Source organism: Actinophytocola sp. (genome assembly GCF_036402745.1).
Taxonomy (GTDB): Bacteria; Actinomycetota; Actinomycetes; order Mycobacteriales; family Pseudonocardiaceae; genus Actinophytocola.
Genome location: NZ_DASWSJ010000342.1, coordinates 1 through 25,733, shown reverse-complemented (window position 1 = coordinate 25,733; position 25,733 = coordinate 1). Strand labels below are relative to the sequence as shown.

Sequence of the window (25,733 nt, the reverse complement as noted above, 5' to 3'; positions counted from 1 at the left end):
GCCACCCGGGCCTTGCCCGGCGGCAGGCCGTGCGCACCGATCGCGCCCAACTGCCCCACCAGGCCGAGCCCACTCGTCGCCACCCGGGACGCGACCACCACCGGGATGTCCCACCGGGTCAGCTCGCCGATCGTGGCGAACAGCTCGACCGGGACGTTCCCCGCGCCGGTGCCCTCCAGCACGACGCCCCGCGCGCCCGCGTCGGTCACCAGGGTCAGCAGCGACGACGGCATGTCCGGGTACGTCTTGACCAACGCCACGTCCGACTCGGGCTCGCCGCGCGGGTGCGGCGGCCGCGGCGGGGGTGTCGAGGTGAGCCGGACGCGACCGTCCACGACGCGACCCAGCGTCGGGTGCGGCGCGGACACGAACCGCGTGGGGTCGGCGAGCGTCGCCCAGCGGGCGGCGTGCAGCTCGCCACCCAGGCACACCACCGCGCCGGCGCCGCGCAGTGCCGGATCCGCCGCCGCGGCAAGGGAGTCGGCCAGGTTGCGCGGGCCGTCCGCGGCCGGGTCGGCCAGCGAGCGACCCCCGCCGGTGAACACGATCCCGCCGCGCGCGGCGGCCGGGCCGGCCATCAGATCGGCGAGGAACGCGGTGTCCTCCAGCGAGTCGACGCCGTGGGTGACCACCACGCCGGCGAACTCGTCCTCGGCCAGGGCCTTGCGCACCCGCCGGGCCAGCGCCAGCTGCGTCGACGTCGACGTGTCCCACGACGGCTCCGCCAGCACGTCCTCGACGACCACCCGGGTGGGCGCGGGTCCGGCGAGCGCGAGGAGCTCGCCACCGGAGGCGACACCGGCGGACCGGTGCGCCATCGTGTCGCCGGTGGCCACGAGCAGCACGGGCCTGCTCACGCGACCCCCAGCACGATCACGAGCACCACGACGAACGCCAGCAGGGCACGCAGCGACATAACCCCACTTATAACCCCCCAAGGGGGTACAAGACAAGTCAGAAGACGCGCTGCCAGGTCGGCTTGCCCGTACGGTCCTGCGGCGCGCAGACCATCGGCTGGTACTGGGCGGTCAGCGCGTAGGCACCCGGCGGGTCGCACGGCGCGCCCTCGACCACGAACCGCGCGTCCTGCCGCGGCCGGGGCACGGGCCGCTGCGGCGGCTTGGGTGTGGCGGGCGCCGGCACGACCTCGGCCGTCTCGGTCCGCTCCACCGGCGGCGCGACCACGACCGGCTGCGAGGGAGCCGTGGTGGTGGTCGTGGTCGGGATGGGCCGCTGCTTGAGCCGGCCCGCGGCGGGCGTCTCGGGCGGAACGCTGACGGTCGGCACGGGCGTGGCACGGCCGCCGCCCCCGCCGCTGTTGAGCAGCAGGAACCCGCCCACGAGTCCCGTGGCCACGACGAACGTGGCGACCTTCAGCACGAACAGGAACCGGTCCCGCTCGGTGGGCGGCTTGCGATGCCGCCGTTCGTCGTTGGCCGGTGTGGCAAGCCGCGGCATGTCAGAACTCCGTCGGTAGGTCGCGCTCCGGTGACTCAGCCGACCGTCAACGTATCCATGGTGTGAGTCACACCAACCGGTGGGGGTACCGAACTATGCCGCTGGGCGGCGCGACTCCAGGTTCACCAGGCGCTTCGGGGTGGGCCAGCGGACGTCGTGGACCCAGCCGAACTTCTCCAGGATCCAGATCAGCCGCGCCGAGATGTCGATCTGCCCGCGCTTGACGCCGTGCCGGGCGCACGTCGGGTCGGCGTGGTGCAGGTTGTGCCACGACTCGCCCATGGACACGATGGCCAGCGGCCAGAAGTTCGCCGCCTTGTCCCGGCTGGCGAAGGGCCGGCTGCCGATCATGTGGCAGATCGAGTTCACCGACCACGTCACGTGGTGCAGGAACGACACGCGCACCAGCCCGGCCCAGAAGAACGCGGTGACCGCGCCCCACCAGGACCAGGTCAGCAGCCCGCCGAGCACGGCCGGCGCCAGCAGGGTGACCGCGGTCCACAGGCCGAACTGGCGGTGCACCCGCGCGATGTCCCGGTCCGCGAGCAGGTCCGGGGCGAACCGCTCGGCGTTGGTGAGGTTGCGGTCGAACAGCCACCCCATGTGCGCGTGCCAGAAGCCCTTGGCCAGCGCGACCGGCGACGTGCCGAACGCCCACGGCGAGTGCGGGTCGCCGTCGCGGTCGGAGAAGGCGTGGTGGCGGCGGTGGTCGGCCACCCAGTGGGTGATCGGCCCCTGCAGCGCCATGCTGCCGACGATCGCGAGCGCGACCCGCAGCGGCCGGCGCGCCTTGAACGCCCGGTGGGTGAAGTACCGGTGGAAGCCGACGGTCACGCCCAGGCAGGTGACCGTGTAGAACACCGCCGCGAGCGCGATGTCCAGCCAGCCCAGCCCCCAGCCCCAGGTCAGCGGCACCGCGGCGAGCAGGGCCGCGAACGGGCCGAGGATGAAGAAGTAGGTCCCGATCTGCGGCGCCAGGCCGCGCGGCTCCCCGTGTATCGGCCGCGCCTCCCGGGACGGCTCCTCCGAGCCGGCGAGTTCCGCCGACTCCGCGTTCGCGGCAAGCGTCATACCGTCTTCACCCCGACTTCCGGCTACAGGTAACCGACGAGTACCCAATCGAGGTAGAGCAAAGCAGGTCCGGTCCCCGAGATGCCACCCTTTGCGGGCAAATGGGACGCCACAGAGCCATGAACTTCCCCACCGACGGCCCGACCGGCCCGTTCACCGCGGGTTCACGCGTGCGCGTGAACCCTAGCCAGGTCAAGGAAAGCGCCGCCGAGGCCACCGACACCGGTTGTCCACAGCCCACGCGGCCGCGGCCCGAAACCGTCGGTGCCCGTCGTCAGGCTGGTAATCGGGGGCCGGAGGCCACGCCTGTCAGGTGCGCGTCGCCGTCACCGACAAGGTCAGCGTCAAGCGGCGGCCCGTCATCCCCTTCATCGCGGTGATGCCGAACGCGTAGCGGTCCACCCACGTGGTCGCCCGCAGCGTCAGCGTCGGGCCGGCGGTCAGCTCCTCCACCCGCAGGTCCAGCGGGCACGTGCGGTCCCGCACCGTCAGCGAGCCGCGCAACATCCACCGACCCTCCACCTGCTCCAGGCCCGTCGACGCGAACACGATGGCCGGGTGCCGCTCCGCGTCGAGGTAGGCCGGCCCGCGGACGTGGGTGTCGCGGGCCGGCAGTCCGGTGTGGAACGTCGACGCGGCGATCACCGCGCGGGCGGAGGAGTCCGCGACCGGTTCGGTGACCTGGATGTGCCCGTCCCGCAGCTGAAAGGTCCCGCGCACCGGCGCCAGGCCGAACAGGTGCCGGGTGGCGAACGACACCGTCGTCCGCGCCGGGTCGATGCGGTAGTCCCCGGCAGCGGGAATCGTCACCCGGTCAGCGGCCATGCTCGTCATGGAGAAATTCCTCTCGTAGCGGCCGGGCGCAGCGCGACACCGGCGATGTGGGTGATCCCGGCGCCGAACGGGCCGGGCAGGTCGTACCGGTGCAGCTCCACGACGTCGAACCCCGCGTCCTCGATCGCCCGCAGGCTCTCCCGGTTCGGCCGGCAGGTCGCGCCGAACGCGCCGGTGACGGCGGCCCACGCGCCCTGGCCCCGGCGCAGCCACGTGCCGGCCGGCGCGGCGACGTGCTCGGCGAACACGTACCGCCCACCCGGCCGCAGCACCCGGAACAGCTCCGCGAGCGCCGCCGCCTGGTCGGCCACCGAGCACAGCACGAACGTGGCCACCGCCGCGTCGACACTGCCGTCGGCGAGCTCGAGCCGTTCGGCGCGCCCGGACAACACGTGGGCGCTGAGGCCGATCCGGGCGGCCTCGCGACGGGTCAGCGAACGGCGGTGGGCGTCGGGCTCGATGCCGATCCACCGCACGTCCGGCGGGTACCAACGCAGGTTGCCGCCCGCACCAGGCCCCAGCTCGAGCACCGTCCCGTGCAGGGAGCCGAGCCGCGCCGAGGTCGGGCCGGCGGCGAGGGTCGATGTCGTCATGCCGCACAGCGTCGCCGCCGACGGCGGTCCCGCACATCGGCCGCGGGGCTGCGGCCGGACCGACCCGAGCAGGGGGCCGTGTCGACTTTGGTCGCTGTCGGCCCGCGCCGGGACGGCCGTACGCTCGGGACCATGCACGGCGCGATGACCTGCGAGAAGCCGCAGACCACCGGTCGGGTGGCGTTCGCCGTCATCGCGGTCGGCCTCTGCGTCACGGGGTCGGCGTACGGCGAGTACGCGTCCGGCCGGCACGGCTGGGTGCTCACCGTCGAGATCGCGGCCGGGGCCGCCGCCGTCGCGCTGACCCCCATGCTGTTCCGCCGGCCGGTCCGCTCGGCGCTCCTGCTCGCCGCGCTGGCGGCGCTGTCGCCGAGCGCCACCCCGGCGTCGACGGTCGGCACGCTGCAGGTCGCCCGGTGCCGGCCCTTCCCCGTCGCGGTGGGGGTCGCCCTGGTCGGCATCGCCGCGCATGCCGTGCGCGGGCTGTGGCTGCCGATGCCCGGGCTGCCGTACGGCTGGTGGCTGGTGCTCGTGGTCATCGGGCACGGCGCGTTCGTCGGCTGGGGCGCGCTGGCCGCGGCCAGGACGGCGCTGATCGCCTCGCTCGAGGAGCGCGCCCGCAGGGCCGAGGCCGAGCAGGGCCGGCGGGTCGCCGAGGCACGCGCGGCGGAGCGGGCCAGCATCGCCCGCGAGATGCACGACGTGCTCGCCCACCGGCTGTCGCTGCTCGCCACCTACGCCGGCGCGCTCGAGTACCGGCCGGACCACCCGCCGGAGCGGCTGTCGCAGGCCGCCGGGGTGATCCGGACGAGCGCGCACCAGGCCCTCGACGAGCTGCGCGACGTGATCACGATCCTGCGCGACGACCCCGCCGACGACCATCCCGACGGCGTGGGCCCGCCGGTACCGGCGCTCGCCGACCTGCCCGAGCTGGTCGAGGAGTCCCGCGCGGTCGGCACCCCGGTCGACGTCCGCGACGAGCTCGCCGACCCGGGCGCGCTGCCCGGCCGGACCGGCCGGACGGCCTACCGGGTGCTGCAGGAGGCGTTGACGAACGCGCGCAAGCACGCGCCGGGCCAGCCGGTGAGCATCGCGCTGGACGGCACGCCCGGGGCCCGGCTGGAGATCGAGGTGCGCAACCCGCTGCCGGGCGAACCCGTTGGCACGTCGGCGATCCCGGGCGCGGGCAGCGGCCTCGTCGGCCTCACCGAACGCGTCCGCCTGGCCGGCGGCGAACTGGACCACCACGCGACACCGGCCGAGTTCCGATTGCGAGCCTGGCTACCGTGGCCACAGTGAGCGAGAGCGACGGAGCGTTCGCCGTCTGGACGCGTGAGCGGGAGCGACGGAGCGTTCGCCGTCTGGACGCGTGAGCGGGAGCGACGGAGCGTTCGCCGTCTGGACGTAGGAGAAGCGCAGGCGCGCTAGCGCCGAGCATCGCACGGAGGAAGACAGCGAGTAGCGGAGAAGCGGAGCGAACCATTCAACACAGGAGCGTTCGCCGTCTGGACTGACGAGCGCGCGCAGGTGCGCCAGCGCCGAGCACGTGAGGAGGGAAGACGGCGAGTAGCGCAGGAGCGAAGCGAACCATCCAACACAGGGCGGAGCGAACCGATGTCACAGGGGATCCGTGTGCTCGTCGTCGACGACGATGCGCTCGTGCGGTCCGGGCTGACGATGATGCTCGACGGCGCCGACGGGGTGATCGTCGTCGGTGAGGCCGGCGACGGCGACCAGGTGCCCGCCGCGCTCGACGCGCATCCGACCGACATCGTCCTCATGGACATCCGGATGCCGCGGGTCAACGGGATCGTTGCGACGCAGCGGGTGCGGGCCCGGCCGCAACCGCCCGAGGTGATCGTGCTGACCACGTTCGACTCCGACGAGAACGTGCTCCGCGCGCTGCGGGCCGGCGCCAGCGGGTTCCTGCTCAAGGACGCGCCGCCGGCCGAGATCGCCGAAGCGGTGCGCCGGGTCGCCGCGGGCGAGCCGATCCTGTCGCCGCGGATCACCCGGCGGCTCATGGACCGGGCGGCGACCGACGCGGGCGCGTACGACCGGGCGCGCGGGGCGCTACGGGTGCTGTCGGCCCGCGAGCACGAAGTCGCGCTGGCCGTCGGCGCGGGCCGGACCAACGCGGAGATCGCCGCCGGCCTGCACCTGTCGGTCGCCACGGTCAAGGCGCACATCACCCGCATCCTCACCAAGCTGGAGCTGGGCAACCGCACGCAGATCGCGTTGCTGACGCATGACGCTGGGCTCTGCTGACGCCGTTTGTGATCCGTCGGAAACACGCCGGGTCCATGGTCGAAATGTTGTCGACAGAGGCTGGCGTCCCCCCGACAGAGGAGGCGCCGCGTGGCCCCGAAGCCGCCGACCGACGACGAACTGAACACCCTGATCAGGGCACGCCTGGCCGTGCTCGGCATCGATCTCGACCAGCTCCCGCCCGGCACCGTCGCCGACCCCGACACCGGCGCGCCCGGCCGTGACTCGGCGCTGGCGAGCCTGCGCTCGTTCATGCGCACGACCGTCCTGCCGCTGGCCGCGTACCGCTTCGCCGCCGACCCGGCGCTCGCGCAGCAGGTCGCGCCGCCGCTGCTGTACCCGTCGATCACGACCGCGTGGAACAAGTCATGACCGAGCCGCAGGACAACCGGGTCCACCGCCGCGACTTCCTCGCCCGCTCCGCCGCGCTCGGCGTCGGCCTCGCCGCGCTGCCCGCCATCGCCGAGGCCTCCCCCGGCGCGCCGCCCTCCGCCCCGCCGGACGTCGAGGCGCGGTCCACCGACCACACCGAGCTGACGATCGCCGAGGCGGCGACGCTCATCCGGCGCGGGCGGCTGCGGCCGGAGCAGCTGGTGGCCGCGTACCTGGACCGGATCGCGACGTTCGACGGCACGTACCAGGCGTTCAACGTGGTCCGGGCCGACGAGGCGCTGGCCGAGGCGCGGGCGGCGGGCCGGCGGCCGTCGCGCGGCGCGCTGCACGGGATCCCGTTGGCCATCAAGGACAACTACTTCACCGCCGGCACGACCACGACGGCGAACTCGTTCCTGTTCGCCGACTTCGTGCCGCCGTTCGACGCGACCCCGGTGGCCCGGCTGAAGGCGGCCGGCGCGATCGTGCTGGGCAAGACCCAGATGGGCCCGCTGGCCACGACCCGCGCGACCACCCCCGACGGCCGGGTGACGACGGTGAACGCGTGGGCGACGTCCCGTCCCGAGGTCGACCCCGGCGGTTCGTCGACCGGCACCGCCACCGCGGTCGCCGGCCGGCTCGCGTCGTGCGGCACCGGCACGCAGACGGGCGGGTCGATCACGGCGCCGTCGAACGCGCAGAACCTGACGGGCCTGAAGCCGACGATGGGCCGGGTGTCGCTGCACGGGATCGTGCCGTTGAGCTACACCCGCGACCACCCCGGCCCGCTGGCCCGCGACGCGATGGACGCGGCGATCATGATGTCCACGATGGCCGGTCCGGACCCGGCGGATCCGCGGACGCTCGGCTTACCCCGCGTGCCGGACCTCGTCGAGGCCGCCACGCCGGTGGTCCGCCGCCGCCGGGTGGAGCTGCGCTGGCCCACGCGGATCGGGGTGACTCCGGGGTATGCGTCCACACCGGCGCGTGCGGCGTTCCTGTCGGCGCTGGACGCGCTGCCGGGGGCGTCGGTGGTGGAGGTGCCGCTGCCTGCGGAGTGGGAGTTGTTGACCGGCAACGTGTTCAACAACGTCCGGTTGCCGGAGCGTAGTGAGGCGTTCCTGCCTCAGCTCGCCACGGACCTGCGTGGGTTCGGGGTGTCGGTCCTCGGTTGGCTGCAGGGGGCGTTGCTCGGGGCGAACGAGTTCGTGATCGGGCAGCGGGCGAAGAACCTGTTGCTGGACCGGGTTCTGTCCGAGGTGTTCTCGCGGTGTGACGTGGTGCTGCAGACCGGGCCGGTGCCGTTCGACATTCTCGGGTTGCCCGAGATCGCTTTTCCGATCGGATTCTCGGCCGACGGGTTGCCTCTGGGGGCCATCTTTGGGGGGAAGCCGTTCGGGGAGGAGCGGTTGTTGTCGGTTGTTTCGGCTTATCAGGCGGTGACGGACTGGCATCTTCGGCGGCCTGCCGATCCTTCTCCGGCGGCTGCCCGTCGTGGCGTCGAGCACCGGCTCACCGCGGAAGACGTGGTCGAGACGATGCAATAGCTCCGCGCTGGTTTCGCGGGCCGACAGGGCGCACACCGACCAGCCCAGCTCTTTCGCTGCTCGCTTCGCATCGCCCGGGGCGAGGCTCAGCTGTTGCCGAGTCCTCGCTGCGAGACCACACTGGAGCGGTGCTGGAACTCCTGAGTCGTCGGTGGCATCTCGTTGTTCTGCGCGGGGTTGTGGCGGTGGTCTTCGGGGTCATCGCTATTGCCTGGCCCGAGATCACCGTGCTCGCCCTTGCCATGTTGTGGGGCGTTTACACGCTCCTCGACGGCATCACGTCCATCGCCATGGGAATGGGGGCCGGGACCGATCGGGGGTACCTGATCTTTCTCGGCGTGCTCGGCATAGCGGCGGGCATTGTCGCATTGCTGTGGCCGCAGATCACGGTCATCGTGCTGCTCGTGGTCATCGCCGCCTGGGCCATCTTCGCCGGGGTCGGGCAGCTCGCGGCCGCGATCCGGCTGCGCAAGGTCATCCGGAACGAGTGGTTTCTCGCGCTCTCCGGTGCCATCGCGCTGGTGCTGGGCATTCTCCTGATCGTCCAGCCGACCGAAGGGGCGATCGCGCTCGTCATCGCGATCGCCACCTTCGCCGTCGTGTGGGGAGTGGTCCTCATCGTGCTCGGGCTGCGGCTGCGCAAGCTGCGCGGCCGGGTCACCTAGCGCAGGCCCGCCCGCTTCGCCACCGTCACCAGCAACGCCGGGTCGTCCGAGATCAGGCCGTCGACACCCAGCGCGATCACCCGGTCCATCGTCGCCTCGTCATTCACCGTGTACGGCACCACCTGCACGCCGTCGCGCTGGAGCTCGGGCACCGTCGGGCCGTGGTAGTACGCCGGGTCGGTCCGCAGGTACCAGTCCGGGTTCACGACCGTCGTCTGGTTCGGGTCGTGCACCTGCCAGTTCGACGACACCGTCGACGCGCCCGCGAGCCGGGTGAGCTTGCCGAGGTCGCGCACCTTCCACCAGTCGAGACCGCCCGTCCACGGTGACTTGACCGACGGGTCGCCGTACACGGCCTGCAGCGAGCACTCGTCCGCGAGCGACGCGCACTCCGCCGGGCCGTACTGCCACACCAGCGCCACCGTCTCCACGCGACGGTTCAGCGACCGCGCGTACCGGATCGTCCGCCAGTCGAAGGACTGGATCGTGGACCGGTCGACGAACCGGGCCTTCTCCAGCGCGTGCACGAGCTTCGCCGTGAAGACCCGGTAATCGGCTGTGTCGGCGACGAGCGGGCTGATCTTGGTCTCGATGTTCAGCCGCACGTCGTCGCGGTCGGAGTGGCGGACGAGGTCGAACACCTCGGCCAGCGTCGGGATCCGCTCCCCCGGCACGGCCACCTGGTTCGGAAACTCCGGCAGCGTCTTCGACCCGCAGTCCAGCGTCTTGAGCTGGCGCAGCGTCAGGTCGTGGATCCGCTTGCCCACGTACGGGAACTCCGCGTCACCCGGCGTTGCCGGCGCGGTGTCGACGCAGTGCGAGCCGTTGACCGAGCGGTCGTGGCTCACCACGAGGACACCGTCCTCCGTGACCCCGGTGTCGAGCTCCAAAGTGGACACGCCAGGCATCGTGAGCGCGTTGCGGAACGACGCCAGCGTGTTCTCCGGCCGGACCGCCCGGCCACCGCGGTGCGCCTGGATGTCGAACGGCGACGCGTAGCGCTTCGGCAGCGTGAAATGGCTTTCCGCGGCCACCTGGCGCAACCGGTCCGGGTAGTCGCTGATGATCCCGTCCACGCCGTCGGCGACGAGCTTGCGCATCGTCGGCAGGTCGTCGACGGTCCACGGCACGACCTTGATCCCGTTGCGGTGCGCGTGCGCCACCATCTCGCTGGTCACGTACGGGCGGTAGCCCGGGTCGAGCACCGAGCCACCCTGCGGGAAGCCGTGCACCGGCGAGAACGTGGTGGCACCGAAGGACTTGATCGCCTTGATCGGGTCGCCGCCGAAGTCGTCGATGTCGATCCCGCCGAGCCACGGGGACGCGCCCGGCTGGCCGGTCTGCAGGAAGTCGAAGTTGGTCAGCGCCACCAGCGGCAGCCGCGGCTCGACCTGGTGCATCCGCATGAGCGAGCCCCAGTCGAAGCTCTGGATGGTGACCCGGCGCAGGAACCCGGCCGCCCGGATCTCGCGCGCCGCGACCTGCACGAACTGCTCACGCGGCGCGGTCTGGTCCGGTGCGCCGGCCTCGACCTTGGTCTCGAGGTTCAGCTGCACGTCGTCCGCGTGGTAGCGCTTTACCAGCGCGAACACCTCGGACAGCAGCGGCATCCGGGAGCCCGGGGTCACCTGCTGCTGGGGGAAGCCTGCGAGCTGGCGGCTGCCGCAGTCGAGGGTGCGGACCTGGGCGAGCGTGAGGTTCTTGACGTACTTGCCGGCGTAGGGGAACTCCGGGTCACCGGGCGTGGCCGGCGCCGTGTCGAGGCACTTGCCGCCCGACACCTGGCGGTCGTGGGTGACCACCGCCTGGCCGTCCTCGGTGATCTGGATGTCGAGCTCCAAAGTGGACACACCGACGCGCAGCCCGTTGCCGAACGAGCTCAGCGTGCTCTCCGAGCGCAGGCCGAGCCCGCCGCGGTGGGCCTGGATGTCGAACTCGGCGGCGTGGCCGTGGCCGCCGTCGGTCGCGGGGTCGGCTGCTGCGGAAATGGCACTGACTCCGGTCGTGACGACCGCGGTGACCAGCGCGGCGGTCACGAGCCGTAAGCAGGATTTGCTTCGCATGGGGGCACTATGCCCCGACGCGGTACGACGCGGGGTGCTCCGGATGGCGGGAAGATGAACAACCCGTGTACCTCAGCCGCCGCCGCGCGTTTACTCTGGAGACATCCGCCGTGCGTGCGGAGTTCATCCTGCGCCGGCGGAAGGGGTCGTCCCATGAGATACCAGCGCTACGTCGCGCTCGGTGACAGCTGTGCCGAAGGCCTGGACGACCCGTACCCGGACGGCCGCGGCTACCGCGGCTTCACCGACCTCACCGCCGAGCGGCTGGCCGCCCACGAGCCGGACCTCGAGTACGCCAACCTGGCCGTACGCGGCCGGCGGCTCGACCAGATCCTCGCCGAGCAGGTGCCGCTGGCCGAGCACCTGCGGCCCGACCTCGTCACCCTGTTCGGCGGCGGCAACGACATCCTGCAGGGCCGCTGGCAGGCCGGCGCGCTGGCGGCCGACCTGGACGCCATCGTCGGCACGCTCGCCGAGGTCGCGCACACGGTCGTGCTGTTCACCCTGCCCGACCTCGCCCGGCGGCTGCCGGGCATGAGCCGGCTGCGCCCCCGCGTCGACGTGCTCAACGAGCTGATCGTGGCCACCGCGGCGCGGCACCGGACGCTGCTGGTGGACGTCCGCGAGGACCCGTCCTGCGAGGACATCCGCCTGTACGGCGCCGACCGGCTGCACCTGGGCCAGCTCGGCCACCGGCGGGTCGCCGGGCACGTGCTCGCCGCCCTGGACCTGCCGGTGGACGACTGGCTGGCGCCGCTGCCCCCGGCCGAGAGCGAGCCGTACTGGCGGCTGGCGATTCGGCAGTGGACCTGGGTGCGCCACCACGTGTGGCCGGCCGTCCACGGGACGGTCCGCAACCGCATCGCCGGCCGCGAGCCCGGTGACGGCTTCCTGCCGAAACGCCCGGAGCTCAGCCGGCTCAACCCGAGCTGACCGCCTCCCCGGGTGGTTCAACCGGGTGCGGTCGCGCGTAACCCTCGCGAGATGCCGCACGGGCTCGAGCGCCGTGCCGCGGCGCGGTCTTCTGCCGCCGGTTCGTCGCGAGCTACCGGCCGACCGCGCCGCCGTGCGCGCGGCCGCGCCGGGCTGAGCCGGTCAGCCGCCGTTGGACGGGTGGTACCTCGGCGTGGCCTGCACCCGCGCGCCGCCCACGGACAGGCCGGCCACCGCGTCGAACAGCTCGCGCCCGATCACCTGGCGGGCCCGCAGCGCCGGGTGCGTCGCGCCGAAGTCGGCGTCGTTGACCGCCGCGTCGCCGCGGAACGGGCCCGTCGCGAACAGCGAGTAGGTCGCCGACGCGCGGCCCGACTCGTCGAACACGATGCCCGCCTCGTGGCGGTCGCTGTCGAACCAGCCGGCCTTCGTCGCCACCCGCAGGCGTTCCGGGGTGGTGAGGTCGAGCCGCGTGCCGTCGGTGAACGCGGCGAACGAGCGCAGCGCGTTCAGCAGGTAGTCGGTCGACGCCGGCGACAGCATCGTGCCGGCCACCAGGCCCTGCAACAGGGTGTGCGTCTCGCGGGCCGTCGTCGTGCCGAGGAAGAACCGGTTCGGGTTCGACACCGGCACCACCTGCGTGTGGACGAAACCCTTGCCGCGCAGGATCTCGTTGAGCTCGAGCGCCGGGCACACCAGCCCGCACAGCCGGACCGCGGTGTTGTCCGACACGGTCAGCAGCGCGGCCATCGCGTGTCCGAGCGTCACCGAGCTGGGGTAGGCCCGGTCGAGGGCGAAGATGCCGTCGGTGTCCTGGATGACGATGCTCGCGGTGACGTCGACGCGTTGGTCCAGCGTCAGCAGCCCCCGGTCGACCTTGTCCAGCACGGCCGTGGCCACGGCGATCTTGTTGACGCTCTGCGCGTCGACCACCTCGTCGGCCCGCTGGTCGACCGCCGCCTCCGGCGCGCCGGCCACGCTGACCAACGCCGACCAGACGCCTTGCGCGCGGGCGGTTTCCCGGGCGTACACGCGGGCGATGTGCCGGCCGGCGTCCAGAGCGGTGGCCGGCGCGGCGGCCGGGGCGGCGTTGGCGGTGGCCGACGCGACGACCGGGGCGAGCACCCCACCGGCGGCAGCGGCGGTGCCAAGTCCTAGTCCGCCTCCCCGGGATTAAAAGTGTGCGTTGCGTCCCAGCGAATAGTGCGGGTATCGAGGTGGATAGTGGCTGGGTGCCGTCACGGTCCCCTGAGGTTCCGGTGGTCGGCGCATGACTTCACCCGATGATCTACGAGACAGGCCTTAGTGCGGATCTGCGGTTGATGATCACCCGCCCGATTGAACCACTACCGGGCGCGCCGGGGGGCGGCAACGCGGAAAACGCTGTCCTGGCCGAGCTGGCGCACCTCGGGGTGCTCGGTCTCGTTGCACCAGTGGCCGTCCTCGCCGAGGTAGCGGAACCGCACGTCGGTGCCCTCGGGCACGGTGACGGCCACCGAGCGCATTCCGTTGCTGCGCGGCCGAAGCTCGTGCGCGCCGGGCCGCCAGCCGTTGAAGTCGCCGACCACGCTGACCCGGCCCTGCGGGGTGTCGGGACGCAGCACGAAGGTGAGGCGGAGGCCGCCCGCGCGGTCGCGGTCGATCCGAAGCATGGCTCCACTGTCCTTTCGCCGTTGGGGATTGGGCCACCCAGGATGGCGGAAGCAGGCGCGCGCCGCGATCCGGCACGCCGACACGTCATCAAGCAGGGCGGTCCGGTAACTCCAGCGTCACCTGCGCGCCACCGTCCTCGGCGTTGGCGAGCACCAGCCGCGCGTCGAGGACCTTCGCCTGGGCCAAGGCGATCGTGAGCCCGAGCCCGTGCCCGCCGCCGCGGTCGCTGCTCTCGGTGCGGAACCGGCTCGGCCCGTCGCGCAGCAGGTCGGCGGAGAACCCGGGGCCGTGGTCGCGCACCCGCAGGGTCAGCCCGTCGATCTCCACCGACACCGGTGGCGCGCCGTGCCGGTCGGCGTTCTGCAGCAGGTTGACGAGCACCCGCTCCAGCCGCCGCGGGTCGGTGCGCACCGGCTGCTCGGTCACCACCCGCACCTGCGCCTCGGGGCTGACCCACGCGACCCGCCGGCCCACGAAGTCGCCGAGCGAGAGCTCCACCGGCTCGGCCCGCTCGGTGGCCGTGTCCAGCCGGGCGACCTCGAGGATGTCCTCGACCAGCGCCCGCAGCACCCGGACCCGGTCGCGCACCAGCTCGGCCGGCCGCGACGCGGGCAGCAGCTCGGCGGCGGTGACCAGGCCGGTGACCGGGGTGCGCAGCTCGTGCGCGATGTCGGCGGTGACCCGCTGCTCGGCCGCCAGCCGCTCGCGCAGCGCCGCCGCCATCGCGTCGACCGCCTGGGCCAGCTCGGTGGTCTCGTCCCTCGGCCGGGTGCCGATCGTCTCGCCCACCCGGGTGTTCGCGTCACCGTCGGCGACCCGCCGGGCGGCGACCGCGGCCATGCGCAGCCGCCTGGACAGCCGGCCGCCGAGCACCACGCCCAGCACGGAGGCGAGCCCCAGCACCGCGAGCGAGCCGATGATCAGCACGTTGTCCAGCTGGGCCAGTGCCTCGTCGCGGTCGCTGTAGGAGCTGCGCAGGGACAGCACGTGGCCGCCCGTCTCGGCGGCCGCCCAGATCCACGCCTTGTCGCCGTCCCGCTGGAGGTAGGTGGCCCGCCTCCCCTCCCGCACCGCCGCGAGCAGCTCGGCCGGGACGTCCGGCGCGTCGAGCCTGCTGCCGAGCGCGGCCCGGCCGGTGAGCCCGTAGTCGCGGACGACGAGCTGGATCCGCTCGTCCTGCACCCGGCGCGCGTCGGTGAGCTGGACGCGGCTGAACTCGGTGCGCACCAGCAGGCTCAGCGCCACCGCGAGCAGCACGCTCACCACCGCGATCACCGCCGACAGCCGCCAGCGCAGGCTCTGCGGGAACAGCCTCACGGGCTGCCCTTGAGCTTGTAGCCGAACCCGCGGACGGTCTCGATCAGGTCCTGGCCGATCTTGGCGCGCAGCCGCTGGACATGCACGTCGACGACCCGCGAGTCGCCGCCCCACTGGTAGTCCCACACCTGCTCGAGCAGCACGTCGCGGGTGAGCACGGTGCCCGGCGAGTCGACGAAGCACAGCAGCAGCCGCAGCTCGGTCGGGGTCAGCTCGACGGGCCGGCCGGCGAGCCGGACCTCGAGCGCGTCCCGGTCGACCTCCAGCTCGCCGAACATCTTGACCGCGCCGTCGGGTGGCGGCGGGGCGGCCCGGCCGATCCGGCGCACGACCGCGCGGATGCGGGCGACCAGCACGGTGCTGTCGAAGGGCTTGGTGACGTAGTCGTCCGCGCCGGCCTCGAGCCCGAGCACCACGTCGATCGGGTCCGCGCGGGCCGACATCATGATCACCGGGGTGGACCCCTCCTCGCGGATCTGCCGGCAGAGGCTCACCCCGTTCATGCCGGGCAGCATCAGGTCGAGCAGCGCCACGTCCGGCCGCTCGGCGCGGTAGCTGGTCAGACCCGTGAGCCCGTCGCCGGCCACGGTGACCGCGAAGCCGTGCCGCTCGAGGGCGAGCTGGGTGGCCTCCCGGATGACCGCGTCGTCCTCGACGAGAAGCACGCGCATGCCGGTCATTTTCCGGTCTCGACGAGCTTGGCGCCGTTCCACCGGTAGAGGGTGAGCCACTGGTCGGTGGGGCAGCACGGGTCGTCGCGGGGTAGGTAGCGGCTGTGCACGACCGTGAGGTCGCGGCCGTCGCCGGTGTTGAGCACGAGCTCGAGCCCGGACTCCTCGACGGCGAGGAGCCGGGTCGGCGGGTTGGTCGCGAGGTTGTAGACGTAGCCGGCGTAGCCGCCGAAGGCGGGCGCGGTCAGGTAGGGCGCCGGGTCCTTCTCCCGGATCTGCTTCGCCGGGCAGGACAGGACGGTGAGCACGAGCTCGGCCCGGCCGTCGCCGGTGAGGTCGGCATAGCGCTCCTCCACCGGGTACTGGCCGTCCTCGCAGGGCACCAGCGTGGCCTTGACCTTGGCGTTCAGCGTGGGGTCGGCACGCAGCACGGCCACGCCGTCGGCGGACTCCGGGGTGCCGCGGGGCAGCGTCGGCGCGCTCGGCGGCGGCGAGACCTGACTGGCCCGGCCCTCGACCTGCACGCCGCTGGCCTCGGCCGCGCAGCCGGCCACGCCCAGGAGGGCGAGGCAGCACAACGCGGCGAGCGCTCGGCGCATCGGTACCCCTTCCTCTCGGGCCCAGGAGACCACGTCGCCGCTGGTTCGGCCAGCGGTCCGCGGCGCGCTGTTACGTGGCCGCGGCCCAGCCGCCGGGCGGCTGTTACACGACCGTCGCCATGCGGGCGCATTCCGTCCATAACGTCGTTGCTGACGGGATACGCGAGCTTTCTGGGGGTGGTCATGCTTCACCGGCGCCACCTGGCCCGCGCCCGCGCGCTGCTGACGGACCACCTGAGATGAGGCCGCCGATGTCCGGACGCCGCGTGTTCACCTGGGCCTACCGGTCGGTCGTCGGGCTCACCTCGGTGGCCGTGCTGGGGGCCATCGGGTACGGGTGGGCCACCTACCGCTCGGCCGTGAACGGGATCGTGACCGACAACGTCATCGAGGCCGCGCCGCCCGCGCCGAATGCCAGGTCCACCCGGGACCTGCCGCGCACGGAGATGACGATCCTGCTGGTGGGCCTGGACAGCCGCACCGACACGCGGGGCAACCCGCTGCCGCAGGACGTGCTGGACATGCTGCGCGCCGGGGTGGCGAACGGCGAGCAGAACACCGACACGATGATGGTCGTGCACATACCGGCCGACCCGGCCAAGCAGGCGTTCGCCGTGTCGCTCCCCCGCGATTCCTATGTGGACATCGCGGGCGGGTTCGGCATGCACAAGCTGAACTCGGCCTACGCGCGGGCGAAGGTGGCGAAGGCCGCGGAGCTGCGCGCGTCCGGCGCCAGCCAGTCCACTGTGGACAGCGAGTCGGTCACCGCCGGGCGCAAGAACCTGATCGCCACCGTGTCCGCGCTCACCGGCCTGCGGATCGACCACTACGCGGAGATCAACCTGTTCGGCTTCAGCGAGATCACCAGGGCCGTCGGCGGGGTGCCGGTGTGCCTGAACGCGCCGGTCGACGACTCCTACTCCGGCGCGCACTTCCCGGCCGGGCCGCAGGTCCTGCAAGGGGTGGACGCGCTGAAGTTCGTGCGCCAGCGGCACGGCCTGCCCGGCGGCGACCTCGACCGGGTGCGCCGCCAGCAGGCGTTCCTGGCCGGGCTCGCGAACCGGATGTTCAGCGCCGGCACGCTGGCCGACCCGACCCGGCTCACCTCGCTGGTCGACGCGCTGACGAAGGCGGTCGTGCTGGACCAGAACTGGGACCTGCTCGCGTTCGCCCAGCAGGTGGCCGGGCTCACCGGCAACCACGTCCAGTTCTCGACCATCCCGACGATCCGCCCGGACCTGTCGACCCCGTACGACGGCAGCGCGGTCGAGGTGGACTCGGCGCGGGTGCGCGCGTTCGTCCAGGGTCTGCTCACCGGCACCCCGGCGGACACCGGGCCGGGCACCGGCAAGGCCGCCCCGCCCGGCGGGACGCCGGCCCCCGGCCTGTCCCCCGGCGGCTCGGCGAAGGCTGAGGTCCGGGTGAAGCCCGGGACCACCGCCCCGATGGGCCACACGGCTGACCAGCCGATCAACGCGGGCGGCGTGCCCTGTGTCAACTGAGCCAGGGTCAACCGAGCCCGGCCGGCGGTCCCGGCTGCTGCCCTGGTGGGCGGCCGGTCTCGGCGCGGTCGCCGTCGTGGCGGCGGGCGGGTACCTGGGCGGCGGCTACTTCCCCGCCGCGATCGCGACCGGGTGCGTGCTCGCGGCGCTGCTCGCCGAGCGGTCCGCGTTCTTCGCCGTGCTGGCCCAGCCGCCGCTGATCACCGCGGCCGTGATGACGGTGACGGTGCTGCTCGGAAAGCCGTTGCTGGCCGCGGTGCTCGAGCTGTCGGCGACGTTCCCGTACCTGCTCGCGACAATGGCCGCGGTCGTCCTCGTCGTCGCCTTCCGCGCATTTCGTGGCCGTATCCGCACCTGACCCGCTCGACTACGATCTTGGCCATGCCGCCCGCGGAGAACCCTGCTCCGAAGCTCACCGACAAGGACCTTCCCGGGCTTTTCCAGGGCGCGGACGCGGCCTCGCTGGAGGGCCAGCGCCGGCACGTCCGCTCGGTGCAGCTGCGGCTCATGTTCGCGATCATCGCGGCGGCCACCGGGGTGGCGACGTTCCGGGTCGGCACGGCGGGCGTGGACCTCCTGTCGGTGGCAACGGTGATCGCGCTCGTCGTCGTGGTCTCGGTCGAGTTCTACGCGACCTCGGTCCGCCCGGAGGACACCTGGTACGACGGCCGCGCGCTGGCCGAGTCGGCGAAAAGCCTCAGCTGGCGCTACGCGGTGGCGGCGGCGCCTTTTCACAGACGCATCCCGAATGCCCGCAAGGAATACATGACCGGGCTGGAAATGCTGCTGCACGACGCCCCGACGACCAGCGTCAAGCCCACCAACGCGCCCGCGGTGACCGAGGCGATGCAGGCGCTGCGGGACAGCCCGCTCGCCGTCCGTCGCGAGGCCTACCTGCACGACCGCATCGCCGACCAGCAGGCGTGGTACTCCAGAAAGGCCGACCGGAACACGACGCTCGCCCACCGGTGGGGCGTCGCGCTGCTCACCGTGGAGATCATCGGCATCCTGGCCGCGCTCTCCCGGGCGGTGGGCGTGGTCAACTTCGACCTCGCCGGGGTGGTCGCGGCGTTCATCGGCGCGGGCGCGGCGTGGCTCGCGGTCCGCCAGTACACGACCAACGCCCGCGCGTACACCTTCGCCGCCCACGAGCTGGCCATCGCCTACCAGCGGCTGAGCGGCATCGACGACGAGATCTCCTGGGCGTCCGAGGTGGCCGACGCCGAGGAGGCGGTGAGCCGCGAGCACACGATGTGGCGCGCCTCCCGGTCGCGCACCTGAGTTAGCTGGCACACAATTCAGTTGTGTACAACTAACCTGAGCGTACGGTCGAGCTCGACGGAGGTGAGACGGATGGCGAGTGAGCTCGAGCTGGGCCGGCAGGTCTGCTTCGCGCTCTACGCCGCGTCCCGCGCGGTCACCCAGCTCTACCGGCCGGTGCTCGACGCGCTGGGTCTCACCTACCCGCAGTACCTGGTGATGCTCGTGCTCTGGGAACAGGGCCAGACCACCGTCAAGGCGCTCAGCACCACGCTCAACCTCGACTCCGGCACCCTCTCGCCGCTGCTCAAGCGGCTCGAGGCGGCCGGCCTCGTCACCCGCCGGCGCCGCGCCGACGACGAGCGCTCCGTCGAGGTGCGGCTCACCGACGACGGTGCGACGCTGCGAGAGCGGGCCACGACCGTGCCACGCAAGATCGCCGGCGCGACCGGCATGGAGGCGGCCGAGCTGGAAACCCTGCGACGTGACCTCACCAGGTTGACCGAGACGGTCAGCGCACAGCGGCTGACCCCGGACGAACCCTAGAAGGAGACGATCATCGTGCAAGCGTTGTACGTGGCCAAGGCGACCTCCACCGGATCGGGACGCGACGGGCACGTCCAGTCCTCCGACGACGTGCTGGTCCACGACCTGAGCGTGCCCAAGGAGATGGGTGGCGCCGGCGGCGACGGCACCAACCCCGAGCAGCTGTTCGCCGCCGGGTACGCGGCCTGCTTCCACAGCGCGCTGCAGCTCGTGGCCCGCCGGGAGAAGGTGCGCGTCCGCGGCTCGTCGGTCACCGCCGAGGTCGGCATCGGGCCGGTCGGCGAGGGCTTCGGGCTCGCCGTCACGCTGGTCGTCGACCTGCCGGACGTCGACGACGAGACCGCGCGCAAGCTCGCGGACGCCGCGCACCAGGTGTGCCCCTACTCCAACGCCACGCGCGGCAACATCGATGTCGAGCTGCGGGTGGCGTGATGCCCACGACGACCCGCGAGGTCCACCTCGCCGCCCGGCCGGAGGGCTGGCCGAAGCCGACCGACTTCGAGATCGTCACCACCGAGCTCCCGGACCCGGCCGACGGGCAGCTGCTGGTGCGCAACCTGTACATGTCGGTCGACCCGTACATGCGGCCGAAGATGAACGACGTCGAGTCCTATACGCCGGCCTACGAGCTGGGCGAGGCGCTCTACGGCGCCGCGATCGGCGAGGTCGTCGAGTCGCGTGCCGAGGGCTTCGAGCCGGGTGACCTGGTGCTGCACGCCCTCGGCTGGCGCGAGCACGCGCTGGTGGACGCCGCCGGCGCACGCAAGCTCGAGACGATCCCCGGCGTGGCCGTGTCGCACTACCTGGGCGCGCTCGGCGCGACCGGCCTCACCGCGTACGTGGGGCTGCTCGACGTGGCCGAGTTCAAGGCGGGGGACACGGTGTTCGTGTCCGGCGCGGCCGGCGCGGTCGGCAGCATGGTCGGGCAGATCGCCCGGCTGCGTGGCGCCAAGCGGGTGGTCGGCAGCGCGGGCTCGGCCGAGAAGGTCGCGCGGCTGACCGAGGAGCTGAACTTCGACGCGGCGTTCAACTACCGCGACGGGCACCTCTACCGGCAGCTCGCCGAGGCGGCGCCGGAGGGCATCGAGGTGTACTTCGACAACGTCGGCGGCGAGCACCTGGAGGCCGCGATCGGGGTGTTCAACAACTTCGGCCGCACGGCGATGTGCGGGTCGGTCTCGCATTACAACGCCACCGAGCCGCCGCCCGGGCCGCGCAACCTCGGCCTGGTGGTGGGCAAGCGGCTGACCCTGCGCGGCTTCCTCGTCTCCGACCACTTCGGACGGTTCCCCGACATGATCCGCGAGGTCAGCGGCTGGCTGCGCAACGGCGACCTCGTCGTGGCGGAGACCATTGTGGACGGTGGGCTGGACAAGGCGGTGGACGCGTTCCTCGGCATGCTGCGCGGGGAGAACATCGGCAAGGCCGTCGTCCGCCTCGCCTGAGTCTTGCGGGGGTGACCGGCCCGCGCCGGTCACCCCGGCTGGACGAGCGCCAGCACGAGCGTCCCCGCGGCCAACGCCAGGAAGCTCGCCGGCAGGCCCAGCGCGTAGTCCCGCGCCCGCAGGTGCGTGGCGATCGCGAGCACGAAGAAGCCCACGAGGCCGGCCGCCGCCGCGACGCCGGCCCACGGCACGGCCAGGCCCACGAGCAGGCCGGCCGCGCCCGCCGCCTTCAGCACGCCGAGCCAGGGCAGCCACGTGTGCGGCACCCCGGCCCTGGTCATCGACACCAGGATGCGGTCGAAGCGCAGGAAGTCCAGCACCGCCGAGAACAGGTTGGCGACAGCGGTGAGGATGGTGACCGCCACCAGGACGGCGGTCATGGCCGGAACTCCTCGGCGTGCTCCACCGCCCACTGGGCGAAGGTCCGGGCCGGGCGGCCGGTGACCTTCTCGACGGTGCCGGTGACCGTGTAGCCGTACTCCGGGGTGTTGCCGTAGAGCCGCAGCAGGAACTCCACCAGCTGCGCCGGCTCGGCGTCGGTCGCGCGGAACAGCAGCAGGTCCGGCATCCCGCCGCCGGCCACCCACTCCCGCCGCGTCTCCTCGGGCGTGAGCTCCACAAAGGACAGATCGCGCCCGGTGGCGGCGGACAGGTGCCGGATCTTGTCCCGTGGGGACAGCGCCTCGGGCCCGGTGACCAGGTAGGACTGGCCGGCGTGGCCGGGCTCGGTCAGCGCGACCGCCGCCACCGCCGCGATGTCCGACTCGTGCACCGCGGCACTGCGCCGGTCGCCGTACGGCTCGCGGATGACGCCGTCGCGGCGCAGCCGCGGACCCCAGTCGGGCAGCGTGTTGCCCATGAACTCCAGCGGCCGCAGGTGTGTCCACTCCAGACCGCTCGCGCGCACCGCGGGCTCGACCGTGCCCTCCTGCCAGCCACCCAGCATCGTCACCCGGCCGATGCCCGACCGCACGACCAGGTCGACGAGCTCCGGGCCGTTGTCGAGCGGCTGGTAGCCGCCGCCGAAGTTGATCAGGTGCGCCGCGGTGACGCCGTCGAAGGCCGCCGCCAGCGTGCCGAGCGAGGTGAGGTCGCCGGCCACGACGTCGACCTCGGGCGGCAGCGCGGCGGCGGCCGGGTCGCGGGTGAGCGCGCGGACCTTCTGCCCCGCCGCCAGCAGCTGCGTGACGAGGTGGCGCCCCACGGTGCCGGTGGCGCCGGTGACCAGGACTGTCATCGTGACTCCTTCTGGAAGGCGGTGGCGTGCTCACGCACCCACTCGGCGAACGGGAGGGCCGGGCGGCCGAGGATCGCGGGGACCTCGCCGGTGACCACGGCCGGCTGCGCGGCGGCGTAGCGGGACATCAGCGCTGACCCGAACCGGGCCGGGAAGCCGTTGCGCACCATGGCTTCCGTGGCCGCGGCGGGCGGGACCACCGCGAAGCGCAGCGGCCGGTCGAGCACGTCCCCGATGGTGGCGACGAGCTCCGCGTGGGTGGCCGACGCGGGTCCGGTGAGCACCGGGCGGCGGCCGAGCAGGTCGTCGGTGAGCAGCGCCCGGGCGGCGACGGCGGCCAGGTCCCGCTCGTGCACCAGCGCCTCGGTGAAGTCGGCGTACGGGTAGCGGACCACGTCGCCCGCGCGGATCTGCGCGCCCCACGCGAGCAGCGCGTTGATCGCGAACGCGCCCGGCCGCAGGCTCGTCCACGCCAGCCCGCTCGCGACGGCCGCCGCCTCGGCCTCGGCGTTGCGGTCGCCCCGGAACCGGGACGGCTGCGCGGCGAGATCGTCGTCCACATTGGACGCGGCCAGCGCCACGATCCGCCGCACCCCGCGCCGCCGGGCCATCGCGACGAGGTCGAACGCCGCGTCGCCCACCGCTCGCGGGTGCAGGAACAGCCCGGTGACCCCGTCGAACGCCGCCTCGAGCCCCGCCGGCCGCGACGGATCCCCCTGGACGACCTCGACCCCGGGGATGGCCGCGGCGGCCCGCGAGACGGCACGAACCTTGACGCCCTCGTTGATCAGCAGCTGGACGAGCGGGCGCCCCACGTTCCCGGTGGCACCGGTGATCAGCAGCATGACGGTCCTCCTCTTGAACTACGAGAACCGTATCATATGAAACTCATATGACCGATGAGCCGAGGTGCCAGCGGACCAGCTGCCTGCCGGGCGGGACCGGGGTCGGCGTGGTGGTGCCGACGGCGCCCGAGGTCCTCGGCGTCGCGCTCGTCGTGGCCGGGGTGGCGGTGCATCGAGATCATCGGGCCTACGCTGACGCCGGGCAGAAGGGCGGTCGGCATGGCGCGCTGGTCGGTGATCGTGGTGTTCGCGCTGCTCGGCGCGGTGACGCAGGTGCTGTGGGTGACCTACGCACCGGTGACCGACGCGGCGTCGCAGGTGTACGGCGTGTCCGACGGCGCCATCGGCTGGCTGGCGAACGTGTTCCCGTTGCTCTACGTGCTGCTCGCGATCCCGGCAGGGATGGTGCTGGACCGCTGGTTCCGCGGCGGGCTCGCGGCCGGCGCGGTGCTGACGGCGCTGGGCGCGGTGCTCCGGCTGGGCGACGGGTACGGGTGGGCGCTGCTCGGCCAGCTCGTGGTCGGCGTGGCCCAGCCGCTGGTCCTGAACGCGATCACCGGCGTGGCGTCGCGCTACCTCCCGCCGGCCGACCGCCCGACGGGCATCGCGATCGGCTCGGCCAGCACGTTCGCGGGCCTGATCGTCGGCTTCGGCCTGGGCGCGGTCTTCGCCTCGCCGGCCGGCATCCGCCCGCTGCTGCTGGTGCAGGCGGCGCTGGCGGTGGTGGTCGCGGTCGCGGTACTGGTGGTGCTGCGCCGCCCTGCCCCGAACGTGGCCCACGGCGCGGTGGCCGCGCTCGCGGCGAAGGCCGTCGCCGAGCCGGATGGTCCGGTGCCCACCCCGGTCGGCGGTGCGGCAGAACCGGCCGGCGAGCCGGCATCGGGCGGGATCGGGGCGGTGCGGGAGGCGTTGCGGGACCCGGTGATCCGGCGGCTGTGTGTGCTGGTCTTCGTGCCGTTCGGGGTGTTCGTGTCGCTGACGACGTTCGCGCAGCCGTTGCTCGAGCCCGCCGGGGTGTCGGAGGCCACGGCCGGGCTGATCCTCGTCGCCAACGTGGTGGCCGGGGTGGTCGGGTGCGCGATCGTGCCCGTGCTGGCCAGCCGGTACCGGGTCGAGGTCCGGTTCATGGGGGTGGCGCTGGCGGTCACCGCGCTCGCGTGTGTGGCGCTGGCGGTGGTGCCAGGGGTGCCGGTCGGGTTCGTGGCGGTGATCGCGCTCGGGTTCGCGCTCCTGCCGGCGCTGCCGATCGTGCTGGAGCTGACCGAGCGGCGCGCGGGCCGGGCCGAGGGGACGGCGACCGGGCTGATCTGGCTCACCGGCAACCTCGGCGGCCTGGTGCTCGCGGCGGTGGTGGGCCTGCTGGTCGACCATCCCATGGCCGCGTTCCTGCTGCTGGGCGCGCTGAGCCTGCTGACCTTGCCGCTGCTGCGGGTCTTCCGGCCGACGTTTTCGGCAATTCAGCGGTAGTTGCGGGACACCGCCGCTCGATACGTTGCGGGCATGGCACACATCGACCTCGGCGTCGACGAGACCCTCTTCCCCGGCATCAACGGCCCGATGCGCTTCCGGCCCGAGACGGCCAGGCCGCTGAACGAGCTGGCGGAGGTCCTGCTGCGCGGCCCGCACCCGCTCACGCCGGGCGAGCGTGAGCTGATCGCCGCGTACGTGTCGGGGCTCAACGAGTGCACGTTCTGCTGCTCGTCGCATTCGGCGTTCGCCGCCGCGCAGCTGGACGAGGGCATGCCGCTGGTGGACCAGGTCCGCGCGAACCTCGACACGGCACCGGTTTCGGCCAAGCTGCGCACCCTGCTCCGCATCGCGGGCGCCGTGCGCGAGGACGGCCGCAAGGTGACCACCGAACTGGTGGAAGCGGCCCGCGCCGAGGGCGCCGGCGACCTGGAGATCCACGACACGGTCCTGATCGCCGCCGCGTTCTGCATGTACAACCGCTACGTCGACGGCCTGGCCACCCTCGCCCCCGACGACCCGGACCGCTACGCCGAGTCGGCCGAACGCATCATCGCCGAGGGCTACCACGCCTGACCGGGCCGGTCCAGCTGATGACCAGCACGCACACGGCCAGCCACAGGGCGCCGATCAGCCAGCCGGCCAGCACGTCGGTCGGCCAGTGGACGCCGAGGTAGACGCGGCTCACGCCCACGCCGAGGACGAGCAGGACGCCGAGCGTCACCACCGCCACCCGGGCCCAGCGGGCGGCGAGGTGGCGCACCGCCAGCACCACGAGGACGCCGATCACCGCGGCCGAGTGCAGGGAATGACCCGACGGGTACGCGCCGCTGTTCACCAGCACCAGGTGGGCATCCGCCGGCCGGGCGCGCCCGACGAGGACCTTCAGCAGCGGGTCCAGCACCAGCGCGCCCGCGGTCGTGACGACGACCAGCAGGGCCTCGCGGCGCTCGCGGGCGATGAACAACCACACCGCCACGCCCACGGCCAGCGTCACCAGGACCGGCGAGCTGCCCACCGTGGTGAGGGCGGTCATCAGCGGCGTGCGGCCGGGCGAGCGCCGGTCGATCACCCAGTTCCGGATCGAGGTGTCCACGGTGCCCAGCGCACCGACCGTCGCGGTGAGGACGACGACCGCCAAGGCCAGCACCCCGGCCAGTGCTATGCGGATGACGGGCATGCCCCAACGCTAGTGTCCCGCGCCGGACATCCGGCAGGTATCTCGGCGGATCACGCCCCCCGTAGCTCGTGGCCGTAGTCAGGCACGGCGCCCGCCCGGGCCGGCCAGCGCGGACAGCGCCGCCACCGCCAGCGCGGCCGCGGACAGCCAGAACGCCGTGGTGTAGCCGGACTCCCCGGCCGACGACGCGACGATCGTCGACGCGAT

The 25,733-nt window shown here is 73.0% G+C and carries 29 protein-coding genes and 1 pseudogene; 14 read left to right on the top strand and 16 right to left on the bottom strand.

Going from position 1 to position 25,733, the window contains the following annotated elements:
- The 5 genes from VGD70_RS31165 to VGD70_RS31145 all read right to left on the bottom strand — a co-directional run.
- On the bottom strand, positions 1 to 857 hold an 857-nt coding region (locus VGD70_RS31165; protein ID WP_331087686.1), incomplete at its 3' end, for an asparaginase domain-containing protein.
- Between the two features lie 97 nt (positions 858 to 954).
- On the bottom strand, positions 955 to 1,458 hold the full coding sequence (locus VGD70_RS31160) for a hypothetical protein (RefSeq protein WP_331087684.1): 504 nt from the start codon (positions 1,456 to 1,458) through the stop codon (positions 955 to 957).
- 93 nt (positions 1,459 to 1,551) lie between these two features.
- A complete protein-coding gene (locus VGD70_RS31155; protein WP_331087682.1) occupies positions 1,552 to 2,529 on the bottom strand; it encodes an acyl-CoA desaturase in 978 nt (325 codons plus the stop codon).
- A gap of 309 nt (positions 2,530 to 2,838) precedes the next feature.
- Positions 2,839 to 3,363, bottom strand: a complete 525-nt coding sequence (locus tag VGD70_RS31150) for a YceI family protein (protein WP_331087680.1) — start codon at positions 3,361 to 3,363, stop codon at positions 2,839 to 2,841.
- Positions 3,360 to 3,956 carry a class I SAM-dependent methyltransferase gene (locus VGD70_RS31145; RefSeq protein WP_331087678.1) on the bottom strand — a complete coding sequence of 199 codons (597 nt, stop codon included), beginning with the start codon at positions 3,954 to 3,956 and terminating at the stop codon, positions 3,360 to 3,362. Before VGD70_RS31145 ends, VGD70_RS31150 begins: the two co-directional genes overlap by 4 nt.
- Positions 3,957 to 4,088: 132 nt before the next feature.
- Here VGD70_RS31145 and VGD70_RS31140 point away from each other — a divergent pair, with 132 nt between their 5' ends.
- The 5 genes from VGD70_RS31140 (at position 4,089) to VGD70_RS31120 (ending at position 8,808) form a co-directional block, all read left to right on the top strand.
- Entirely contained in the window at positions 4,089 to 5,255 is a 1,167-nt protein-coding gene (locus tag VGD70_RS31140) for a sensor histidine kinase (RefSeq protein WP_331087676.1), read from the top strand.
- 315 nt (positions 5,256 to 5,570) lie between these two features.
- On the top strand, positions 5,571 to 6,224 hold the full coding sequence (locus tag VGD70_RS31135; RefSeq protein WP_331087674.1) for a response regulator transcription factor: 654 nt from the start codon (positions 5,571 to 5,573) through the stop codon (positions 6,222 to 6,224).
- A 90-nt stretch (positions 6,225 to 6,314) separates the two neighbouring features.
- Entirely contained in the window at positions 6,315 to 6,596 is a 282-nt protein-coding gene (locus tag VGD70_RS31130; protein ID WP_331087672.1) for a hypothetical protein, read from the top strand.
- A complete protein-coding gene (locus tag VGD70_RS31125) occupies positions 6,593 to 8,143 on the top strand; it encodes an amidase (RefSeq protein ID WP_331087670.1) in 1,551 nt (516 codons plus the stop codon). Before VGD70_RS31130 ends, VGD70_RS31125 begins: the two co-directional genes overlap by 4 nt.
- A 128-nt stretch (positions 8,144 to 8,271) precedes the next feature.
- Positions 8,272 to 8,808, top strand: a complete 537-nt coding sequence (locus tag VGD70_RS31120) for an HdeD family acid-resistance protein (RefSeq protein ID WP_331087668.1) — start codon at positions 8,272 to 8,274, stop codon at positions 8,806 to 8,808.
- Here the strand turns inward: VGD70_RS31120 and VGD70_RS31115 are convergent.
- Together VGD70_RS31115 and VGD70_RS31110 are read right to left on the bottom strand one after the other, a co-directional pair.
- Complete coding sequence (locus VGD70_RS31115; protein WP_331087689.1) at positions 8,805 to 9,788, bottom strand: glycerophosphodiester phosphodiesterase family protein; 984 nt, start codon at positions 9,786 to 9,788, stop codon at positions 8,805 to 8,807. The two genes, VGD70_RS31120 and VGD70_RS31115, sit on opposite strands and share 4 nt — an antisense overlap.
- A 15-nt stretch (positions 9,789 to 9,803) precedes the next feature.
- Positions 9,804 to 10,871, bottom strand: a pseudogene (locus VGD70_RS31110) (glycerophosphodiester phosphodiesterase family protein); the annotation flags it as partial.
- A 153-nt stretch (positions 10,872 to 11,024) separates the two neighbouring features.
- Here VGD70_RS31110 and VGD70_RS31105 point away from each other — a divergent pair.
- Positions 11,025 to 11,804: an SGNH/GDSL hydrolase family protein gene (locus VGD70_RS31105; RefSeq protein ID WP_331087666.1), complete on the top strand. Its 780-nt coding sequence runs from the start codon at positions 11,025 to 11,027 to the stop codon at positions 11,802 to 11,804.
- Positions 11,805 to 11,966: 162 nt separating this feature from the next.
- Here VGD70_RS31105 and VGD70_RS31100 read toward each other — a convergent pair whose 3' ends face one another.
- The 5 genes from VGD70_RS31100 to VGD70_RS31080 all read right to left on the bottom strand — a co-directional run bounded on the left by VGD70_RS31100 (position 11,967) and on the right by VGD70_RS31080 (position 16,044).
- Complete coding sequence (locus tag VGD70_RS31100) at positions 11,967 to 12,929, bottom strand: serine hydrolase (protein ID WP_331087664.1); 963 nt, start codon at positions 12,927 to 12,929, stop codon at positions 11,967 to 11,969.
- A gap of 221 nt (positions 12,930 to 13,150) precedes the next feature.
- Entirely contained in the window at positions 13,151 to 13,456 is a 306-nt protein-coding gene (locus VGD70_RS31095) for an isoamylase (protein ID WP_331087663.1), read from the bottom strand.
- 88 nt (positions 13,457 to 13,544) lie between these two features.
- On the bottom strand, positions 13,545 to 14,774 hold the full coding sequence (locus VGD70_RS31090) for a HAMP domain-containing sensor histidine kinase (protein WP_331087661.1): 1,230 nt from the start codon (positions 14,772 to 14,774) through the stop codon (positions 13,545 to 13,547).
- The gene (cseB, locus tag VGD70_RS31085) at positions 14,771 to 15,454 is read right to left on the bottom strand and encodes a two-component system response regulator CseB (RefSeq protein WP_331087659.1); all 684 of its coding nucleotides are present in this window, start codon (positions 15,452 to 15,454) and stop codon (positions 14,771 to 14,773) included. Before cseB ends, VGD70_RS31090 begins: the two co-directional genes overlap by 4 nt.
- A complete protein-coding gene (locus tag VGD70_RS31080; RefSeq protein WP_331087657.1) occupies positions 15,451 to 16,044 on the bottom strand; it encodes a hypothetical protein in 594 nt (197 codons plus the stop codon). The genes cseB and VGD70_RS31080 overlap by 4 nt, the downstream gene beginning before the upstream one ends.
- Positions 16,045 to 16,295: 251 nt before the next feature.
- Between VGD70_RS31080 and VGD70_RS31075 the strand changes: the two genes are divergently transcribed.
- The 6 genes from VGD70_RS31075 (at position 16,296) to VGD70_RS31050 (ending at position 20,797) form a co-directional block, all read left to right on the top strand.
- Positions 16,296 to 17,546 carry an LCP family protein gene (locus VGD70_RS31075; protein WP_331087655.1) on the top strand — a complete coding sequence of 417 codons (1,251 nt, stop codon included), beginning with the start codon at positions 16,296 to 16,298 and terminating at the stop codon, positions 17,544 to 17,546.
- Entirely contained in the window at positions 17,536 to 17,904 is a 369-nt protein-coding gene (locus VGD70_RS31070) for a DUF6542 domain-containing protein (protein WP_331087653.1), read from the top strand. The genes VGD70_RS31075 and VGD70_RS31070 overlap by 11 nt, the downstream gene beginning before the upstream one ends.
- 23 nt (positions 17,905 to 17,927) lie before the next feature.
- On the top strand, positions 17,928 to 18,827 hold the full coding sequence (locus VGD70_RS31065; RefSeq protein ID WP_331087651.1) for a DUF4231 domain-containing protein: 900 nt from the start codon (positions 17,928 to 17,930) through the stop codon (positions 18,825 to 18,827).
- Positions 18,828 to 18,899: 72 nt separating this feature from the next.
- Complete coding sequence (locus tag VGD70_RS31060; RefSeq protein ID WP_331087649.1) at positions 18,900 to 19,352, top strand: MarR family transcriptional regulator; 453 nt, start codon at positions 18,900 to 18,902, stop codon at positions 19,350 to 19,352.
- Positions 19,353 to 19,364: 12 nt separating this feature from the next.
- Positions 19,365 to 19,784 (top strand): organic hydroperoxide resistance protein, encoded by a 420-nt coding sequence (locus tag VGD70_RS31055; protein ID WP_331087687.1) that lies wholly within the window; start codon positions 19,365 to 19,367, stop codon positions 19,782 to 19,784.
- On the top strand, positions 19,784 to 20,797 hold the full coding sequence (locus VGD70_RS31050; protein WP_331087647.1) for an NADP-dependent oxidoreductase: 1,014 nt from the start codon (positions 19,784 to 19,786) through the stop codon (positions 20,795 to 20,797). Before VGD70_RS31055 ends, VGD70_RS31050 begins: the two co-directional genes overlap by 1 nt.
- A 29-nt stretch (positions 20,798 to 20,826) precedes the next feature.
- Here the strand turns inward: VGD70_RS31050 and VGD70_RS31045 are convergent, their stop codons facing one another.
- From VGD70_RS31045 to VGD70_RS31035, 3 genes are read right to left on the bottom strand one after another with little or no spacing between them, the layout of a single operon-like run.
- Positions 20,827 to 21,177, bottom strand: a complete 351-nt coding sequence (locus tag VGD70_RS31045) for a DoxX family protein (protein ID WP_331087645.1) — start codon at positions 21,175 to 21,177, stop codon at positions 20,827 to 20,829.
- Positions 21,174 to 22,034, bottom strand: a complete 861-nt coding sequence (locus VGD70_RS31040) for an NAD(P)H-binding protein (RefSeq protein WP_331087643.1) — start codon at positions 22,032 to 22,034, stop codon at positions 21,174 to 21,176. Before VGD70_RS31040 ends, VGD70_RS31045 begins: the two co-directional genes overlap by 4 nt.
- The gene (locus VGD70_RS31035; protein WP_331087641.1) at positions 22,031 to 22,879 is read right to left on the bottom strand and encodes an NAD(P)H-binding protein; all 849 of its coding nucleotides are present in this window, start codon (positions 22,877 to 22,879) and stop codon (positions 22,031 to 22,033) included. The genes VGD70_RS31040 and VGD70_RS31035 overlap by 4 nt, the downstream gene beginning before the upstream one ends.
- A gap of 219 nt (positions 22,880 to 23,098) precedes the next feature.
- Here VGD70_RS31035 and VGD70_RS31030 point away from each other — a divergent pair, with 219 nt between their 5' ends.
- Together VGD70_RS31030 and VGD70_RS31025 are read left to right on the top strand one after the other, a co-directional pair.
- Positions 23,099 to 24,346 carry an MFS transporter gene (locus tag VGD70_RS31030; protein WP_331087639.1) on the top strand — a complete coding sequence of 416 codons (1,248 nt, stop codon included), beginning with the start codon at positions 23,099 to 23,101 and terminating at the stop codon, positions 24,344 to 24,346.
- Between the two features lie 33 nt (positions 24,347 to 24,379).
- Positions 24,380 to 24,922 carry a carboxymuconolactone decarboxylase family protein gene (locus VGD70_RS31025; RefSeq protein WP_331087638.1) on the top strand — a complete coding sequence of 181 codons (543 nt, stop codon included), beginning with the start codon at positions 24,380 to 24,382 and terminating at the stop codon, positions 24,920 to 24,922.
- On the opposite strand, the gene VGD70_RS31020 is transcribed toward VGD70_RS31025, so the two are convergent.
- A complete protein-coding gene (locus tag VGD70_RS31020; RefSeq protein WP_331087636.1) occupies positions 24,897 to 25,526 on the bottom strand; it encodes a phosphatase PAP2 family protein in 630 nt (209 codons plus the stop codon). The two genes, VGD70_RS31025 and VGD70_RS31020, sit on opposite strands and share 26 nt — an antisense overlap.
- Between the last annotated feature and the right edge of the window lie 207 nt (positions 25,527 to 25,733).

Bases quoted from the DNA above. Each gene is read 5' to 3' on its own strand.
- VGD70_RS31160 (WP_331087684.1), bottom strand. From the start codon at position 1,458: ATGCCGCGGCTTGCCACACCGGCCAACGACGAACGGCGGCATCGCAAG.
- VGD70_RS31155 (WP_331087682.1), bottom strand. From the start codon at position 2,529: ATGACGCTTGCCGCGAACGCGGAGTCGGCGGAACTCGCCGGCTCGGAG.
- VGD70_RS31150 (WP_331087680.1), bottom strand. From the start codon at position 3,363: ATGACGAGCATGGCCGCTGACCGGGTGACGATTCCCGCTGCCGGGGAC.
- VGD70_RS31145 (WP_331087678.1), bottom strand. From the start codon at position 3,956: ATGACGACATCGACCCTCGCCGCCGGCCCGACCTCGGCGCGGCTCGGC.
- VGD70_RS31140 (WP_331087676.1), top strand. From the start codon at position 4,089: ATGCACGGCGCGATGACCTGCGAGAAGCCGCAGACCACCGGTCGGGTG.
- VGD70_RS31135 (WP_331087674.1), top strand. From the start codon at position 5,571: ATGTCACAGGGGATCCGTGTGCTCGTCGTCGACGACGATGCGCTCGTG.
- VGD70_RS31125 (WP_331087670.1), top strand. From the start codon at position 6,593: ATGACCGAGCCGCAGGACAACCGGGTCCACCGCCGCGACTTCCTCGCC.
- VGD70_RS31105 (WP_331087666.1), top strand. From the start codon at position 11,025: ATGAGATACCAGCGCTACGTCGCGCTCGGTGACAGCTGTGCCGAAGGC.
- VGD70_RS31095 (WP_331087663.1), bottom strand. From the start codon at position 13,456: ATGCTTCGGATCGACCGCGACCGCGCGGGCGGCCTCCGCCTCACCTTC.
- cseB (WP_331087659.1), bottom strand. From the start codon at position 15,454: ATGACCGGCATGCGCGTGCTTCTCGTCGAGGACGACGCGGTCATCCGG.
- VGD70_RS31080 (WP_331087657.1), bottom strand. From the start codon at position 16,044: ATGCGCCGAGCGCTCGCCGCGTTGTGCTGCCTCGCCCTCCTGGGCGTG.
- VGD70_RS31075 (WP_331087655.1), top strand. From the start codon at position 16,296: ATGTCCGGACGCCGCGTGTTCACCTGGGCCTACCGGTCGGTCGTCGGG.
- VGD70_RS31065 (WP_331087651.1), top strand. From the start codon at position 17,928: ATGCCGCCCGCGGAGAACCCTGCTCCGAAGCTCACCGACAAGGACCTT.
- VGD70_RS31060 (WP_331087649.1), top strand. From the start codon at position 18,900: ATGGCGAGTGAGCTCGAGCTGGGCCGGCAGGTCTGCTTCGCGCTCTAC.
- VGD70_RS31050 (WP_331087647.1), top strand. From the start codon at position 19,784: ATGCCCACGACGACCCGCGAGGTCCACCTCGCCGCCCGGCCGGAGGGC.
- VGD70_RS31045 (WP_331087645.1), bottom strand. From the start codon at position 21,177: ATGACCGCCGTCCTGGTGGCGGTCACCATCCTCACCGCTGTCGCCAAC.
- VGD70_RS31040 (WP_331087643.1), bottom strand. From the start codon at position 22,034: ATGACAGTCCTGGTCACCGGCGCCACCGGCACCGTGGGGCGCCACCTC.
- VGD70_RS31035 (WP_331087641.1), bottom strand. From the start codon at position 22,879: ATGCTGCTGATCACCGGTGCCACCGGGAACGTGGGGCGCCCGCTCGTC.
- VGD70_RS31030 (WP_331087639.1), top strand. From the start codon at position 23,099: ATGGCGCGCTGGTCGGTGATCGTGGTGTTCGCGCTGCTCGGCGCGGTG.
- VGD70_RS31025 (WP_331087638.1), top strand. From the start codon at position 24,380: ATGGCACACATCGACCTCGGCGTCGACGAGACCCTCTTCCCCGGCATC.
- VGD70_RS31020 (WP_331087636.1), bottom strand. From the start codon at position 25,526: ATGCCCGTCATCCGCATAGCACTGGCCGGGGTGCTGGCCTTGGCGGTC.